Annotated in this window: 13 protein-coding genes and 1 riboswitch; of the genes, 8 read left to right on the forward strand and 5 right to left on the reverse strand. The window is 46.5% G+C overall.

The genetic code is table 11. The features are described from left to right. Positions 1-21: 21 nt before the first annotated feature. The 3 genes from IT233_12050 to IT233_12060 are packed head-to-tail and all read right to left on the reverse strand — an operon-like array spanning position 22 to position 2,303. Positions 22-867 (reverse strand): acetyl-CoA carboxylase carboxyltransferase subunit beta, encoded by an 846-nt coding sequence (locus IT233_12050; GenBank protein MCC7303365.1) that lies wholly within the window; start codon positions 865-867, stop codon positions 22-24. Between the two features lie 6 nt (positions 868-873). Further along, entirely contained in the window at positions 874-1,941 is a 1,068-nt protein-coding gene (locus IT233_12055; GenBank protein MCC7303366.1) for a class I fructose-bisphosphate aldolase, read from the reverse strand. A 56-nt stretch (positions 1,942-1,997) separates the two neighbouring features. Beyond that, positions 1,998-2,303, reverse strand: a complete 306-nt coding sequence (locus IT233_12060) for a septum formation initiator family protein (GenBank protein MCC7303367.1) — start codon at positions 2,301-2,303, stop codon at positions 1,998-2,000. Positions 2,304-2,386: 83 nt separating this feature from the next. Between IT233_12060 and IT233_12065 the strand changes: the two genes are divergently transcribed. From IT233_12065 to lysA, 7 genes are all read left to right on the forward strand, one after another. After that, on the forward strand, positions 2,387-3,124 hold the full coding sequence (locus tag IT233_12065; protein MCC7303368.1) for a L,D-transpeptidase family protein: 738 nt from the start codon (positions 2,387-2,389) through the stop codon (positions 3,122-3,124). 28 nt (positions 3,125-3,152) lie between these two features. Then, positions 3,153-6,443: a hypothetical protein gene (locus tag IT233_12070; protein MCC7303369.1), complete on the forward strand. Its 3,291-nt coding sequence runs from the start codon at positions 3,153-3,155 to the stop codon at positions 6,441-6,443. A gap of 1 nt (position 6,444) precedes the next feature. Continuing rightward, entirely contained in the window at positions 6,445-8,370 is a 1,926-nt protein-coding gene (locus tag IT233_12075) for a DUF3857 domain-containing protein (protein MCC7303370.1), read from the forward strand. A 13-nt stretch (positions 8,371-8,383) separates the two neighbouring features. Beyond that, the gene (locus IT233_12080; protein MCC7303371.1) at positions 8,384-8,782 is read left to right on the forward strand and encodes an acyl-CoA thioesterase; all 399 of its coding nucleotides are present in this window, start codon (positions 8,384-8,386) and stop codon (positions 8,780-8,782) included. A 26-nt stretch (positions 8,783-8,808) separates the two neighbouring features. Further along, a riboswitch (cobalamin riboswitch) is annotated at positions 8,809-8,997 on the forward strand. A 134-nt stretch (positions 8,998-9,131) separates the two neighbouring features. Continuing rightward, complete coding sequence (locus tag IT233_12085) at positions 9,132-11,309, forward strand: TonB-dependent receptor (protein MCC7303372.1); 2,178 nt, start codon at positions 9,132-9,134, stop codon at positions 11,307-11,309. 159 nt (positions 11,310-11,468) lie between these two features. After that, positions 11,469-12,788 carry an aspartate kinase gene (locus IT233_12090; GenBank protein MCC7303373.1) on the forward strand — a complete coding sequence of 440 codons (1,320 nt, stop codon included), beginning with the start codon at positions 11,469-11,471 and terminating at the stop codon, positions 12,786-12,788. Then, positions 12,785-13,936: a diaminopimelate decarboxylase gene (lysA, locus tag IT233_12095; protein ID MCC7303374.1), complete on the forward strand. Its 1,152-nt coding sequence runs from the start codon at positions 12,785-12,787 to the stop codon at positions 13,934-13,936. The genes IT233_12090 and lysA overlap by 4 nt, the downstream gene beginning before the upstream one ends. A gap of 9 nt (positions 13,937-13,945) precedes the next feature. Here lysA and IT233_12100 read toward each other — a convergent pair whose 3' ends face one another. Both IT233_12100 and IT233_12105 read right to left on the reverse strand, forming a co-directional pair. After that, complete coding sequence (locus IT233_12100; GenBank protein MCC7303375.1) at positions 13,946-15,340, reverse strand: SpoIIE family protein phosphatase; 1,395 nt, start codon at positions 15,338-15,340, stop codon at positions 13,946-13,948. A gap of 145 nt (positions 15,341-15,485) precedes the next feature. Further along, the gene (locus IT233_12105) at positions 15,486-16,163 is read right to left on the reverse strand and encodes a hypothetical protein (protein ID MCC7303376.1); all 678 of its coding nucleotides are present in this window, start codon (positions 16,161-16,163) and stop codon (positions 15,486-15,488) included. Positions 16,164-16,341: 178 nt separating this feature from the next. On the opposite strand from IT233_12105, the gene IT233_12110 reads away from it, so the two are divergent. Continuing rightward, positions 16,342-17,165: hypothetical protein (locus IT233_12110; protein ID MCC7303377.1), on the forward strand; the 824-nt coding region annotated here is incomplete at its 3' end.

The following is a 17,165-nucleotide window of genomic DNA, read 5'->3' on the forward strand; positions in this document are numbered from 1 at the left end:
CGGATGAATGAAGGAGAGGGATCAATGAATGAAGTAACCGAGAATTCTTGATAAGGAAGACTTGAGTTCCTTTCGGTGAATGATTTTGTCCAGAAATCCATGTTCAAGAACAAATTCTGCAGTCTGAAAGCCTTTCGGAAGTTCTTTTCCAATGGTTTCCTTCACCACGCGCGGACCCGCGAATCCGATGAGTGATTGTGGTTCGGCAATGTTCAGGTCGCCCAGCATGGCATATGATGCCGTAACCCCGCCGGTGGTAGGATCAGTAAGCAGAGAAATGAATGGGATCCCCGCATCGGCCAGTAAGGTGAGCTTGGCGGAGGTTTTTGCCATCTGCATAAGGGAAAATGCGGCTTCCATCATGCGCGCACCTCCGGATTTTGATATAATCAGAAAGGGTATTCGGTGCCGCAGGCAGTAATCAATGGCCAACGATATTTTTTCACCAACCACCGATCCCATGGAACCGCCTATGAATTTGAAATCCATGCAGGCGATCACGAGGTCCTTGCCGTCTATTTTTCCGTGAGCCGTCCGGATCGCATCCCGCAAGCCCGTTTTCTGAATAGAATCGGTCAAACGATCAGTGTATTTCTTCGTATCGCTGAACCCAAGCGGATCACCGGCAATCAGATCCGGATTCAATTCTGAAAATTCATTGTTGTCGAAAAGGATGGCAAAGTATTCTTTGGAACCAATTTTGTCATGATACTCGCAGTGCGGGCACACGTACAGATTATTGGTGTGGTCGTTCGCGCTGGTAATCTTTTTACATTCCGGACACTTGTACCACAGCCCCTCCGGAGTTTCCTTCTTCTCACGAGTGGACGTGGTAATTCCTTCTTTAATTCGTTTGAACCAGCTCATACCAGATCAGGCGATCGTAATTTCTTTGGACAAATAAACATCCTGTATGGCATTCAGCAAGGCCACACCTTCCTTCATCGGCTTTTGAAATGCCTTTCTTCCTGAAATCAGTCCGGTGCCGCCCGCTCTCTTATTGATGACAGCAGTGGTAACCGCTTCCGCCAGATCGGAGGCGCCCTTGGATTCGCCCCCTGAATTGATCAGTCCGGAACGTCCCATGTAGCAGTTGACCACCTGGTAACGGCAAAGATCAATCGGATGATCAGAGCTCAGGTCTGAATATACTTTGGCATGGGTCTTGCCAAAATTCAGCGCAGTGTAACCGCCGTTTCCTGCCGGAAGTTTCTGCTTTATGATATCCGCCTGAATCGTGACACCCAGGTGATTGGCCTGGGAAGTAAGGTCACCGGAAGTATGAAAATCCTGTCCGTCCTTTTTGAATGCACTGTTGCGCAGGTAACACCAAAGGATGGTGGCCATTCCCAGTTCATGGGCGCGCTCGAATGCTCTTGATACTTCAACAATCTGACGGGTTGATTCTGCCGAACCAAAATAAATGGTTGCCCCAACCGCCGCCGCACCCATTCTCCAGGCTTCCTCTACCGTGCCGAACATGATCTGATCAAATTTGTTCGGGTAGGAAAGAAACTCGTTATGGTTGATCTTTACAATAAATGGAATCTTGTGTGCGTACTTTCTGGATACCGACCCGAGCACCCCAAATGTGGAAGCCACCGCGTTGCAACCGCCTTCAATGGCGAGCTCCACAATTTTGTCCGGATCAAAACAGGAGGGATTCGGTGCGAAGGACGCCCCGGCACTGTGCTCGATTCCCTGATCTACGGGCAATATATTGACATAGCCCGTACCGCTTAAACGCCCTGTTGAAAAAATAGACTGTAAGTTTCTCAAAACCTGATTGTTACGATTTGAGTCCTTGTAGACTCTGTCTACGAATTCAGGCCCGGGAAGGTGAAGTGAATTTCGCCCCACTTTGCATTTGTGGTCGAGATAATACCCCGCTTTGTCTCCCAGCAGTTCAGTAAGCGTTGAGCCTGCAATAGTTGCTCCCATGATGTCAGATATTTTAGGAAGGCAAATTTAAGAAAAATACAGGCTGAGAGCGAGGACTATTTCACCGTATCAGGCACAATGACAAAGATATCTTCATTGTCCTTTTTCATCATATATGTCTCACGGGCGAATTTCTCCAGGCTGGAAGGAGAGGTTTGTAAGTCGTGCAGGGATATTTTATTCTCTTCGATCCTCTCCTGGTAATACAACTTTTCCTGAGTCAGTTTCTGAAGCTGGCGGGTGAGCTCCATCTGTGAAAAAACGTTATTTTTATCAAGAAAGATAACCCAAACCGCAACCACGGTGATCGAAAGAACGTACTTATTGCGGACAAACCTGAAAATGGATTTTACAGCTTTCACAGGATCAAAATTAGGATATGGTCCTTTGGGCCTTCTCCCGGAAAGGCATCACTTGTTAACACCGGTTCGTTAATATTTGCCAAATGAAAAACCTGTTGGTGCTCCTTAGTGTATTGCTTATACAACCCTCCTTCAGAGAGGATCAGAAAAAGCATGCCAGGGTGAAAGCGGCGTACTCCGCCAAATACGAAGCGATCAAAAAAGCGCTGGATGCCAGGGGTATTCCAGCAGGGAAATTGAATATCTGTCTGGTCGGATACAAGGAGGAACAGGTGCTGGAATTATGGGTAAGAAAAGGTACGGAAGGGAAATACAGCTTGTACGGGACATATCCGGTATGCGCATCGAGCGGTACGATCGGACCCAAACGCAGAGCCGGTGACGGTCAGGTTCCGGAGGGCTTTTATCACATTGATCGCTACAATCCCTACAGTAATTTCCATCTTTCGCTGGGTGTCTCCTATCCCAACGCATCCGACCGAATTCTGGGAACCAGGGGTAGCCTGGGTGGTGATATTTTTATTCATGGTTCCTGTGTAACCATCGGTTGTATGCCTCTCACAGACGACCTTATCAAGGAAGTTTATGTGCTTGCCGTGGAAGCCAGAACTTCCGGTCAAACCCGCATTCCCTGCCTGATCTTTCCGATGCGAATGGACGCAAAGGGCATGAAGAAGCTGGAAGAATACTCGGTTGCCAACCCGGTTTTGCAAAAGTTCTGGAAAAATCTGGAAGAAGGATATGCCCTTTTTGTAAAGAATTCACGCCCGCCGGAGTATACCGTTAAAAAGGATGGTCAATATCAATTTTCCTCTGACTGAGTTTTTGTACCTTGGTCAAAATGCTTTCATGAGAACACTTCCACTGATTTTATTGTGTACGATTTGTCTTGGACTGAACGCACAGAAGGTGCCGGAGGCACCGGTAAGCTCTGCTAACATTATTTTGAACGCCTCTCAATACGCGGAGAATAAAAAATACGATAAAGCCATAGCAGAGCTTGGCAAGGTAAACAAGAATGATTCCGGCTATCCACTGGCACTGGCCGAAATGGCCTACTATTATCTGGTCAATGAACAGCATAAGGAGGTGATACAGGTTTGTGATGAAGGGATCACCTTGCGCTCGCAGTACGACTTTTCTTTCCTGAATCTACGGGGTAAGGCATACCTGAATCTTTCAAAATATAATGAAGCGCTTCAGTCCTTTGACGCGTGCCTGAAGAGATACCCCATGAAATTCATTCTGTATCATAACAAAGCCCTCGCTCTTTATGGGTTGGAAAAATGGGATGAAGCGGCAGAGAATTTGAAAATCTCTATTGATAAAAACCCGTTTTGGGCCGAATCTCATTATCTCCTTGGAAAGATCATGGGCGAACAAGGAAGACTGGTGCCTTGTATGCTGGCGTGGAGTATGTACCTGCTGATTGAGCCGGCAGGAAAACATTCAAAGGATGTTATTACCACGATGGAGCAAATGTGTGGTGGAGAGTATGATTATGATAAGTCCCGGCTGGTCAGCGAGAATTCAATCAAAGAAGATAAATTCAGTGAAATTGACGAGCTCATACGCTCCAAGGTGGCGCTGGTTAAGGGATACAAGTCGCGCACCAAACTGAATTTTACCATCACGAAACAAACACAACTTCTTTTCGAAAAACTACGGTACGATGCAGGTGACCAGGGTTTTTTTATGCAGCATTACGTGCCGTTTTATACCGAAATGTTTAAGCGGAAACACGATGTTGCTTTTTATCATTTTACACTGGTGATCATGAATATTGAATCAGTTAACAAATGGCTGAATAAAAATCAGACGAAGATTACACTGATGGCTAAATGGGCTGGAGATTATTTGCGAAAATCACGTGAATACAGAACAGTGGTGCGGAATGGAAAGGAAGAAAAAGTAAAACACTGGTATTATGAGAATAATAACCTGGAAGCAACCGGAGATCAAACCGAGAATGGTCTGTACCAGGGCTACTGGGAGTTTTTTGCGAAAGATGGATATATGACAGCCTGTGGTAGTTTTAATGCCGCAGGAGAGAAGGAGGGAAAGTGGACATGGTATCATTTTAACGGAAAACTATCAGAAGAAACCAATTTTGTGAACGGGAAAAAGGAAGGTGTAACGGTGCTGTTCCATGAGAATGGTGTGGTATCTGCCCGCATCAGTTATAAAAATGATAAACTGGACGGAATCCGCGAAGAGTTCTATGCCACAGGCGTTCGTTCATCCGAGTTGAACTGGAAGGAGGGCAAAAGAGACGGAAAGGGAGTCCTCTATTATGAATCCGGTGCCAGACATTATGAAGTGAATTATGTAAACGATGAGCTGGAAGGGGAACTGAAGGAATATTATATGAATGGCAAACTCTTGCTGGTTCGCTATTTTAAGGGAGGTTCCAAAAGCGGCAATGCGGAGTCATGGTGGGAAAATGGACAAAAAAAATCCGAAGGATCATATACGGATGATCTCGAAAGCGGAACCTGGGTCTATTATTTTGATAACGGAAAGAAGAAGGAATCGGTTTCCTATAATGAGAGCGGAAAGCTGAATGGGCTATGGCTTTCGTGGTATTACGACGGGCAACCAAAGGATTCCGGCACCTATGCTAACGGAAAGCTTACAGGACTGCACAAGGAATATAACAAGAAAGGAAAACTGACAGGGGTGTATGAGTTTAGAAATGATGATATCGTAAGTTTTATATGTTACGACGGAAACGGGAAAGAAGTGGGAAAAGGTGAGCGAAGCGGACGGAAATTCGTGGCAGCTTACAAGTATCCCAATGGGGTTAACAAAGCAACAGGTGAATACGTAAGCGGAGAGAAGAGCGGAATGTGGGTTTATTACGATCGCTTCGGCAATGTTTCGGCCCGGGAAAATTTCAAAGAGGGACAGTTGCACGGCGAGCTGATTAATTATCATCCCTACGGTAAAGTGGAGAACGAGGTAAATTATACCATGGGTGTGCGAGACGGATATTACAGGGCTTATTATTCGAACGGAAATATTAAAACAGAGGGATGGATGGTAAATGGAGAACAGGAAGGGGAGTGGTGGTACTATCACTCGAATGGTACGCCCCAATCCACAGAGTTTTTTCATGCCGGAGAAATTCGGGGAACCACCATTTCTTATTCTGTTACAGGCCATCCGGAAAGAGAGTTCCGGTATTACCTTGGATATGTGGACCGAATTACAAACTACGATTCTACCGGAAAGATATTATCAGTGGTGGATCTCCCGCTGGGTACTGGAACATATACTACTACCAGTCCCGACGGAAAAATCCTCCTGGAAATTCCAAGAAAGAACGGGATGCGTCATGGCTCCGCACGGTGGATGTTTCCCGACGGGAAAACGTTGATGACCGGCGCCTATGTTGACAACAAGGAAGAAGGAGAATTCCGCGGATACCATGAGAACGGGACGCTGTCCTCTGTAAGGAATTTTAGCAACGGGGAGTATCACGGGAGCTGTGTCTGGTATTACGAGAACGGGAAAAAGAGGGTGGAAGGCGAGTATAGAAATGGGGAATATCATGGTACTAAAAAGTTCTATTACGAAAACGGGAAACTTGAACGGGAAGGTTTTTATCAGTTCGACAAAGCGGAAGGGCTTTTCTCCTATTATGCCTACGACGGAACCCTGTATTCACAGCGGTTGTACGAGGACGATCAGCTCGTATCTTACTGTGTGCTGGATATCAGCGGAAAGATGGGACCCATGATGAATTATGACGGCGCTTCAGGAACGATCACCGCTATACTAGGCGGGGGAGGAAAAGTGTTCGAGCAGCAAATGAAGTACGGCGACCTGCACGGAAAACGTGTTTGGTACTATCCCAACGGAGGAGTTTACCAGGAACAAAACTGGGAAGAAGGATTCCAGGAGGGCGCGTCAAAGACCTTTTACCCCAATGGCCAGCTCATGGAGGAGGAGAACTACTATCTCAGCGACCTGCACGGAATGTGCAAGTATTATCATGAAAACGGTAAACTAAAGGAGGAGGGCCGTTATATTCTTGGCGAACGCGTGGGGGAATGGAAGGAATATGATAAAACCGGGAAGCTTATTGCACTGAAATACTATGCTTCCGGCGATCTGATAACTGTTAAGAAAGTTTGATATGAAAAGAATGCTGTTCAGCCTGCTTGTGCTTCCCGCTCTGATCAGCGGGCAGGATATGGTGGATCATACTGTACTTCAAAAGGAACATCCGGGAGAGAATGCCATTTACCTGAATAAAAAAGAGCTGGTAACGCTGAAAGTTGAGAAAGGTCAGTTGAAAGTGATTACTGACTTTTTTGACGATCTTCTGCTGCTGAACGACAAAGGTATTCTCTATAACGAACGTTCCGTATACTATTCTCATTTCGAAGAAGTAAAGGATATTAAAGCGAATACGCTTGTTCCCAATGGAAAATCGTATAAAAAAGTTAAAGTATCCCACTTCGAACAAAAAGATGATGTGAGCTCCGGCGTGTTCTATGACGATCAGAAAGCGATCAGCTTTCATTTTACGGATCTGAAACCGGGTGCCCGAACGCAGCTTGCGTACCGCGAAATCCAGAGTGAACCACGTTTTTTCGGCATGCATTTCTTTGGTTCATATGTGGATGTGGCGGAGTCCGAATTCTCGGTCCGCGTTCCGGAAGGAGTGGAGATCAGTTATAAACTTTTCAATGTGCCTTCCGGTTTTGTTCAGTTTACTGAAACGGTGAAAGGAAAGGAAAAAATATATACGTGGAAGGGAAAGAACCTTCCACGCTTCGAATCGGAGGAGGGCTCACCGAATATACGGTACTATGCTCCCCATGTGATTATCCGGGTGCTGAACTACCGCTCCGGAAAGGAAACCATTCCGGTACTCACGGGCGCCGGCGAGCTTTATAACTGGTATTATGGACTGGTGAAGGACGTGAACAAATCGGAAGATCCGCACCTGAAACATGTGGTGGATTCACTGATGAAAGATGTTACGGATGAGTACACTAAAGTGAAAAAAGTTTATTACTGGGTGCAGGATAATGTAAAGTATGTCGCTTTTGAAGATGGATTGGGAGGCTTTGTGCCACGGGAGGCCGGTACGGTGTGCTCGCGGCGCTATGGAGATTGTAAAGACATGGCATCTATCATCACAACAATGCTCCGGATGGCAGGAGTAAAGAGTTATCTCACATGGATCGGATCACGTGATATTCCGTATTCTTACCAGGAAGTTCCTTCACCCCTAAGCGACAATCACATGATCGCTACATGGATTTCTCCGGAAGGGCACTACTATTTTCTCGATGCAACCGGCAAAAATGCACCCCTTGGCTATCACACGGCGATGATTCAGGGCAAGGAAGCACTGATCGGGATCGGCCCTGAGGAATATCGTATTGTTACCGTTCCTACCTTCTCCCGGAAAGAGAATTTCTTCAGCGATTCAACACGGGTGTGGATCGAAGGACTTGAAATCAAAGCCAAAGGACAAATCTCTACAACCGGTTACGGTAAAATCAGAATGGGAGAGCTGCTTCAGAGCATGAATCAGGAAGATAAAGAAAATTACCTGAAACGCTTTGTGGAACGGGGAAACAATAAATGCAAGGCCGATTCTGTAAAAGCGTTTGATTATACAGACCGGGAGAAGAGCATTCGGTTGGAATTTTCGTATACGCTCCCGGACTATCTTAAAGTGAATGGAGACGAGATCTATTTTAATCTGAATATAGACAAAACGAATAAGGACCGCCAGATGGATATGGACAAACGGAAAACACCCTATGAAATGGATTACAGGTGGACCGATCGTTTTGTTACCGTTCTGGATATCCCGGCCGGATATGAGGTCACCTATATCCCGCCGGATGTGGTTTTTGATAATCCTCGTTTTGGATTTACCATGAAATATGTCAGGAAGGGGAATCAAATCCTGCTTTACCGTGATTTCTACCAGGAGATATTACTTATGCAGCGCGACGATTGCATGGAATGGAATAAACTGGCAAAAGAGCTGAACAAAGCGTTCGCGGAAAGTATCATCCTGAAAAAGAAATCAAAATAGACTGCCAGTGTCCCTGCTGAAGCATACAAGCATCGTACGGGTGCGGTACGGTGAGACCGATCAGATGGGATATGCCTATTACGGCGTATATGCTCAATATTACGAGGTCGGACGGGTGGAAATGCTGCGTTCCCTTGGAATAACTTATAAGGAACTTGAAGACACAGGCTACCTTCTGCCGGTTCATAGCTTTAAAATAACCTACCATAAGCCCGCCGTATACGATGATCTCGTAAGCATTGAAACAACCATTGCGGATCCCCCCGGCTTACGCCTCCGCTTCCTGTTCGAAGCCCGAAACGAAAAAGGAGAACTGCTCAATGAAGGCGAAGTGGTGCTCGTTTTCGTAAGCAAAATTACCCGGCGTCCGGTAGCACCACCGGACTCGGTGTTGAAAGTTTTTAAAAAATAGTTTTCGCCGTTTCTCCCCACCTTATTATTATTGCAACCGTGTTTGGTTCCCGATTGTATCGGGACGAAGAGGGAATCCGGTCGGAATCCGGAGCTGTTCCCGCAACTGTAGATCGCAAATGCAGGTTTTGAACACTGTTCGCCTCCCGGCGGATGGGAAGTGCAAAGCCGGACGCGCGATGAGTCAGGAGACCTGCCAGATACTGAATCTGCGCTTTATGAAGCAGACTCATTTCAGAGTCGCTTTAAAAAGCAGATCGATGCTTCGGGTAAAAAGCAGCGAGGTTTGGAACACCTCCCGTTTTTTATTCCTTTTTTCAAACCGCCCGCAAGGGCTTAAAACCTTTAAAATGAAAAAGGAAAACATTCTATTGCCATTGCTGGCATTGTGCTTCTTCCAGGGAAATTCCCAGGAAAACGATTCTACCAAACACCTTAATGAAGTGGTGATTACCGCTACCCGAACTGCCGGCGACCCCCTGGAAGTACCACGGAGTATAACGGTCATTACGGGTGAACAAATCAATAGTTCGGGCGCCAAAAATCTGCAGGAAGTTCTGGTCACCGCCGCCGGTCTCAGTGTAATAGGTACCGGACAGAATTTCGGAAGTACCTCTACGGTATTTACCCGGGGTACCGCCGGAAACCATACCACAATCATGATTGATGGTGTGCGTGTATCCGATCCTTCTTCCCCCGCAAATACCTTTGATTTGTCTGAAATTTCCCTTGCAAATATTGACCGCATCGAAATTGTCAAAGGATCCAACAGCACCCTCTACGGCTCCTCCGCGATTGGCGGAGTTATTAATATTATAACCCGCGTGCCCGACAGTGCCGGATTCCATCTCTCTACTGCGGCATTCTTCGGTAATTATACCGGAAACAGCGACTGGGATAAGAAGCACGAACAAGGATGGATCTCTGATTATTCTTTGAACCTCAGTTATAAATTCAAACCCGGTTTTTATATCGGTGCGGGCGCTTTGAGGCGTCTGGCTCATGGATTTAATAGTACCGTGGATACCGTGGTGAGCACGGGAACATATAAACATCCTGAGCAGGGAGACTTTTATGAAAAGATAGGCCTTAACGGATTTCTCGGATTTAAGAACGAAAAGTGGAATGTGAAACTTGGCGGACTACATGAGCGGCAATACACAGGTATTGACGACGGTCCGTATAAGGATGATGACAACTATAGTGTTTATGTTCCCCGGACACTTTTTCACCTGAATGCAACTCATTATTTTAATGAGCGGCATTCTGTTTCTGTGTCGGCCGGACACACCTCCATGAAAAGAGAAGCTACCGACGATTCTTCACTTGTAACTCCGGGGAGTTATGATATGACATTCATGGAAAACAATTTCCATGGAAAATCATATTCCTCGGATCTGATGTATCACGGAAAATTCAAAGGTCTTTCTGTGTTGGCAGGTGGTGGAGTAGCGGGGGAGTCGATGGGCGGGAACACCTATCTCTACGCTAATTCCATGTGGGGGCTCTACGAGGACAGTACGGATATTGATTCCCTGAACCTCCATACTCAAACGATTTCCCTTTTTACCCGTCTCGAGCTGGAAGGTTCTGTGTTTGGAGAGAAGATGAAGGATTTTCGCCTGGCCGTTGGACTGCGTTACGCGGATCACAGTCAATTCGGAGATGTCTTTACCTGGGATCTCGGACCTTCTTATAAATACAGCCGGAAGGGCTTACTTTATTTTTCCTGGGCTGGAGGCTTTAATGCCCCTTCCCTGTATCAGTCGTTTACACCGGAAAAAGATCCCTTTTCCGGCATTCAACGGGGCAACGAATTCCTGCGCCCCGAGTATTCTCAATCCTTCGAAGTTGGAATAAAACAGAGGGTATCCGGTGAAATTTCCTGGTCCGCCGCTCTGTTCAGGACTCAAGTCAGGGATGTAATAGATTATGTATACCTGTGGGATGGCAGCGTAGTTATAGACTCACTGAACTTTATGCACTACAAAGGTGACCGCTATCTGAACATTGGAAGTACCGTGGCCACCGGAATGGAACTGAGCATTAACGCGCAGCTTAGTCCACAGCTTGAGCTATCAGTGTCCCTCACTGTGTTGGGCGGGAAATTCCTCCCAAAGCAAGAACAAGACACAGTGCACACAAAGGGGCATCATGTGCAGATCTTCAGTAATGGGGCTTTCGTGACGGACGGTCAGGAGATTTACGGCTTACCACGGCGTCACAGTTCCGGAACGCTGGCGCTGCAATGGAAACCCCAGAAGAGCCTGAGTATTTTTTCCATGGCAAAATACGCCGGAAACCGTACAGATTTGGTTTACGACAATACCCTTGGCCCCTACGGGGCACAAACAACCACCGGATTGTCGGACATTTTCCTGCTCGATATGCGGGTGAAATATGAAATCAACCGTCGTCTGAACGCCTCTGTTTATGCCGAAAACATATTGAATGAGAAGTACGAGGAGATTCGTGGCTATGCTTCCCGTGGCAGGGGGTGGTATCTGAAGCTCAGTGCATCCTTTTGACAGCGGTTCGGCATGCGGAAGAGATCCTGTAACTGCTTTAAGGCAGGTCAATATCATCTCCGTCTCTGCGTGCGGCTCATATAGCGGTGGCGTTCAAATTTTAGAAACATCGAGGGATGATACCGGAAGATCATCCCTTAAACCTGTTATATTTGTAATATGTTAATCCTAAAATTCGGCGGAACATCTGTAGGGTCACCGGAGCGTATAAAAAAACTGGTTCCGCTGATTGATGATGCACGAGATAAAATAGTGGTATTATCAGCCATGAGTGGTACCACCAATGCCCTTGTGGAGATTGCCACGGCACTGTATTCCCGGGACAGCAAGAAGGCGAACGCCCAGATCGCGGCACTGGAGGCAGCATACAAACAGGTGGTGAAAGACCTTTTTTCCAAAGACGCTTTCCTGAAAATGGGAGAACAGCTGATCAGAAATCATTTTGATCATCTCCGGTCATTTACGCTTGATATGTTCACGGCAAATGAGGAGAAAGCCATTCTTGCACAGGGAGAGCTGATCTCAACCGCCCTCGTGCATTATTACCTTGAAGAGAAAGGAATACCTTCTGTTCTCCTCCCTGCACTGAATTTTATGCGCATAGACGAAAATGAGGAGCCGGACCTGGATGCCATTGAAAAAGGTCTCCGGGTTGAACTAAAGAAACATCCGGGCCACCTCTTTATTACACAGGGTTATATCTGCAGAAATTCTTTCGGAGAAATTGATAACCTGAAGCGCGGCGGAAGCGATTACACCGCCACCCTTATTGGGGCGGCGCTGCATAGCCAGGAAATACAGATATGGACGGATATTGACGGCATGCATAATAACGATCCGCGTATTGTTGAAAATACACGACCGGTTACGCAGATGTCCTTCGACGAAGCGGCGGAGTTGGCCTACTTTGGTGCGAAGATCCTGCATCCCACCTGCGTATTGCCGGCACAGAAGCGCAAAGTTCCGGTACGTCTTCTGAACACCATGCAACCGGAAGCAAAAGGTACCTTAATCTCGGAGCAGCCTCCACAAGACCGGATTACTGCCATTGCAGCCAAAGACGGAATCACTGCCATTAACATACGTTCGGGCCGAATGTTGCTGGCTTATGGTTTCCTGCGGTCGGTATTCGAAGTTTTTGAAAGATACCGAACGCCCATCGACATGATCACCACTTCGGAGGTGGCCGTTTCCCTGACCATTGATCAGCCGAAACACCTGCCTGAAATCATCAGGGAACTGGAAATGTTCGGATCCGTACAAACAGACCGCGATCAAACGATCATTTGTATTGTGGGAAGTTTTTCAGGCGAGAAAAAGGGATATGCCCGGAAAATTTTTGATGCACTGGCAACTATTCCGATTCGTATGATCTCTTACGGCGGGAGTGAGAATAACGTAAGTGTACTCGTGGATACCCGCTTTAAAAAGGAAGCCCTCAACGCACTGAATGACGGATTATTTGCGGAGGCCTTATGAGTCTGCAGAAGCATATTCCATCGTTTAAAAAACAGAAGACACCATTCTGGTTTTATGATATGTCCATGCTCGGAGAAACACTGCAGCGTGTTGCAAGGGCGGCGAAGGCGCACAACTTTGAAGTCCACTACGCACTTAAGGCGAATTCAAATATTCCCATCTTAAAAAAGATCAGGGCTGCCGGTTTAGGGGCTGACTGTGTAAGCGGCAATGAAGTGAAGAGGGCGGTAGAGTGCGGTTTTAATACGGAACGGATTGTGTTCGCCGGAGTAGGAAAGTCAGATGGTGAGATTCGTTACGCCTTGTCGAAAAACATTTTCTGTTTCAATTGTGAATCAGCACAGGAGATCGGGGTGATCCAGTCAATCGCCGCAAAGATGAAGAAAACGGCTCGTATTGCTTTGCGTATTAATCCCAATGTGAACGCGAACACACATCGTTACATCACGACCGGACTGGAAGAAAATAAATTTGGCATTAACTTGTGGGAACTGGATGAAGTAATGGAAACAGTTCTGAAGTGCAGAAATATAGACCTCACCGGAATTCATTTTCATATCGGTTCTCAAATTTCTGATTTGGAGCCTTTCCGTTCCCTTTGCCTGCGGGTGAATGAGATTCAGGAGTGGTTTATCAGCCGGAGGATCCTTCTTAAGGAGATCAATGTAGGCGGAGGGCTCGGCGTTGACTATCACCATCCGGACGCCAATGGCAAAATAGACTTTGAGTCGTTTTTTAAGTTGTTTCATCGTTTTATTGAATTGCGCCCAGGACAGCGTTTGCATTTTGAACTGGGAAGATCCATTGTGGCGTCTTGCGGGAGTTTGATTTCAAAAGTGTTGTACGTAAAAAAGGGAGTGAATACTAATTTTGCTATTCTGGATGCAGGGATGACGGAGCTGATTCGCCCGGCCTTGTATCAAAGCTATCACACAATTCAAAACCTGAGCGCGAAAGGCCGGAGAGGCGAGGAGCGGTACGATGTAGTTGGTCCTATTTGCGAATCATCCGATTGTTTTGCCAAAGCCCTTATTCTTCCCGAGATCAGGCGCGGCGACCTCATCGCTATACGAACAACGGGTGCTTACGGAGAGGTGATGTCATCGGGATATAACTTGCGGGATAAAGCGAAAGCAGTGTATAAATAATTGCCGGGGTTAAAGTCGTACTCCGATCACAAGAATATCATCTATCGCTTCCACTCCGGCCATCCAGTTTTCAATGAATTCATCCAGATGCTTTTCCTGATCCGGCATGGATTTTTCCCGGACAGACATCAACAGGTCTTTGAATTTCCTTGCGGTTAGCTTTTTACCACTTTTTCCGTTGAATGTATCGGCATATCCGTCGGTGAATACATAAAAGCTATCTCCCGGGTAAAGCTGGATGTCGTGGGTGTCGAACGGCTGATGATTGTCGGTGAACCCGCCGATGGCCTTTTTAGTGGCGGGAATCACTTCCGGAGTTAAGGAACCGGCAGAAGCCGCCGTGGATTGTCCGCGAATAATCCACAATGGGCGATTGGCACCGGCATATCGGACTTTCCGATTAGCAAAATCTATTTCACACAGCGCGATATCCATCCCGTCGCGGGTAGCATGGTCATCATCTGTTTGTTTGAGTGTGGCGCGAATGGCACGGTTAAGGTATTCCAGTATCGCGGAAGGGCCGGAACATTTGGCAATGGCGTCTTCCAGCTTTTCCGAACAGATCATGCTCATAAGTGCACCCGGTACACCATGTCCTGTGCAGTCGGCGGCAGCAAGGAACACCGATGAACCTTTGACACTGAAAAAGTAAAAGTCACCACTTACAATGTCCTTCGGTTTGAAGAGAATGAAGCTATCCCGGATGTGGCGGTGGATATCCTCTCTTGCCGGAAGTTTCGCCTGTTGGATTCGCCGGGCATAGGTGATGGAGGAGATGATCTCTTCCTTTTGTGTTTCGAGGAGTTTCTTTTGGTTCCGGATGAGTGATTCCGCGGTTGCTTTCGCATTAATGAAAGCCGTTACGATATAGATGTTGAGAAGGAAAGGAAAGATGATGAATACCGAGGCAGTGGGAAGGATCTGGTTTTCCGGGAGTCCAAAATTGAGGAGAGAGACACCGTTTTCAGCAGGAATACACCCCCCATAGAGTAGTGCCACAAACAGGGCAAGGACGCTTCCCCAGGTTTTCCCCATGACAAAAAAGCTGTAAATAACCAGCAGCAGGCTCCAGAGACCGGCCTGCAGTTCAAAGTATCCGTTTTGGAAGATCAGGCTGCCGGCAGACATGATGCAATCCATGATAATGAAGGTGATACCGATATGCCTGAGCGGAAGATTCGACCGGAACAGTACATAAATCAAGCTAAGCGTAGTAATTTCAAAAATATTGATCGCAAAATGATACCAGTAGCCGTTCATTCCGAGCTGGATCACAAATGGAATGGCTAAGACGGACATAAAGAACGTAAAATCAAAAACAAGTTTGATTTTAGCCTTTTCAAAAACATCCTCTGTACTATCCAGCCGGTGACCTATGAAATACGTCCTGATCCTATTATACATAATGTGCTCTAATCCGAAAGAAAAAAACGCAGTCCTTCTGTTCTGGTGCGCAATTAAAGGTATGAAATATTATTACAGATCCTCCGGGTGTCGGTAGAAGAAAAAGCAGTGAAGAGAAACAAGCGCACAACTAAATTGTGCAGGCTCATTCTTTATTAGATTTTCTGAAGGAGTATGTCAATCCAAAACTCACCAGGATTGGGAAGTTATCAATCTTGCCGCTCACGGTTGGCAAAGAAACACCGAATTGGGTATTGAACTGAATACTCTTCAATCCCATCCTGGCCCCAATTACCGGCTCTATGAACAACACCTGCTGATCCGAGCCAAAATCAAGATAGGATAACCGGGTGGCGAAATATGAATTTCCGCGTATTTTCCGTTCAGGGTTTGTTTCTTTGGTTACCAGAAGGCCAATGGCGGGTTGAATAAAAATCCGTGAAAAGTCCATTTTAATGGTTGAGCTGTTTCCTTGTAAATCGGTGCTGGTGGAACGGACGTCCCCCATTCCATAGCCCCCATAAAGTTCAAATAGTCCCTTTGTTCCGATACTGCGGTAATATCCGATCCCACCTTCAAAAACGGAATGAGAATGCGAGCCGTTTATGGTGGAGTAATTGAAAACCAGTCCAAGATTTTTTACGGGGGAAACGGCACCCTGAAAATCCAGTCCACCAGACCCCACCGATGCTTCAATGTTCAAATCACCCTGATTATTCAACATCGGAGCATTAACGCGATGAGGGAAATAGTCGGGGGTCTTGCACTGCGAAAGCAATGAGGAAATTAATACCAAACAGCAGGCTTTGATGAATAGTCTCATTCGGTGCGTTATTAATAAAGAAAAAATTATTCCCCTCCAAACAAATGTCTCGAAAAGGCGCATTTAAAATGTATGACGTGCCTCATACTTCCGGCAACTCTTTCCGACCGTTTTCCTATCTTTGCCTCCCACCATTCAAATGTCACTGTATTAACTTTATATCTCTATATCCCCGCCTATGCGCCCCATTTTATTCCTTTATTTTTTTCTGCCGGTCGCTCTCTGCGCCCAATCAACCCGGACATATTTTGAGGACGACCAGCGTGCTCCGCGGGAAAGGCTTGTCGACTTTACGCATCTCCGGCTTGAGGTTGCTTTTACGCCTGAAAAGGGTCTTGTAAAAGGAACGGTCACTCATTTTTTTACCCCTCTCCGGAAAGAAGTGGACTCTATTGTACTCGATGGACCAGGGATCCGCGTCCTCGATCTTTTACTCAATGGAAAAAAGGCAGAATATAAAAACGAGGGTGACCTTATTATCATTTATTGCAAACCCGCACTCCTCTGGGAAACTAAAGATTCCCTGACCATTACCTACGAGGCAAATCCCCGGAAAGGTCTCTATTTCATCGGCTGGAACGACCCCCTCAATCTCTCACGAAAGCAGATATGGAGCCAGGGCCAGGGAACCGATAACAGGATGTGGATCCCCATGTACGATGAAATGAATGATAAGATCACGTCTGAACTGATCGTACGATTCGACTCAAAATATAAGGTTTTATCCAACGGTACCCAGCTTTCTTCTAAATCCCAGAAGGACGGAACCACCCGCTGGCACTACCGCATGAAAAATCCTCATGCGCCATACCTGATCATGCTTGGTATTGGAATCTATGATATCAAAACCTCCAAATCGAAGTCCGGTGTTCCGATGAATTTCTATTATTACCCGGAGCATAAAGACCGGGTGGAAATTACTTACCGTTACAGTGAGCAGATGATGGACTGGTTTGAGAATGAAACCGGCTTTAAATACGGATGGGAATCTTATTCCCAGAT

The organism is Bacteroidia bacterium (assembly GCA_020852255.1).
Lineage (GTDB): Bacteria > Bacteroidota > Bacteroidia > JADZBD01 > JADZBD01 > JADZBD01.

Excerpts from the sequence above, each read along its gene's own strand:
- IT233_12050 (MCC7303365.1), bottom strand. The coding sequence starts at position 867 with ATGAGCTGGTTCAAACGAATTAAAGAAGGAATTACCACGTCCACTCGT.
- IT233_12055 (MCC7303366.1), bottom strand. The coding sequence starts at position 1,941 with ATGGGAGCAACTATTGCAGGCTCAACGCTTACTGAACTGCTGGGAGAC.
- IT233_12075 (MCC7303370.1), top strand. The coding sequence starts at position 6,445 with ATGAAAAGAATGCTGTTCAGCCTGCTTGTGCTTCCCGCTCTGATCAGC.
- IT233_12065 (MCC7303368.1), top strand. The coding sequence starts at position 2,387 with ATGAAAAACCTGTTGGTGCTCCTTAGTGTATTGCTTATACAACCCTCC.
- IT233_12085 (MCC7303372.1), top strand. The coding sequence starts at position 9,132 with ATGAAAAAGGAAAACATTCTATTGCCATTGCTGGCATTGTGCTTCTTC.
- IT233_12100 (MCC7303375.1), bottom strand. The coding sequence starts at position 15,340 with ATGTATAATAGGATCAGGACGTATTTCATAGGTCACCGGCTGGATAGT.
- IT233_12070 (MCC7303369.1), top strand. The coding sequence starts at position 3,153 with ATGAGAACACTTCCACTGATTTTATTGTGTACGATTTGTCTTGGACTG.
- lysA (MCC7303374.1), top strand. The coding sequence starts at position 12,785 with ATGAGTCTGCAGAAGCATATTCCATCGTTTAAAAAACAGAAGACACCA.
- IT233_12105 (MCC7303376.1), bottom strand. The coding sequence starts at position 16,163 with ATGAGACTATTCATCAAAGCCTGCTGTTTGGTATTAATTTCCTCATTG.
- IT233_12090 (MCC7303373.1), top strand. The coding sequence starts at position 11,469 with ATGTTAATCCTAAAATTCGGCGGAACATCTGTAGGGTCACCGGAGCGT.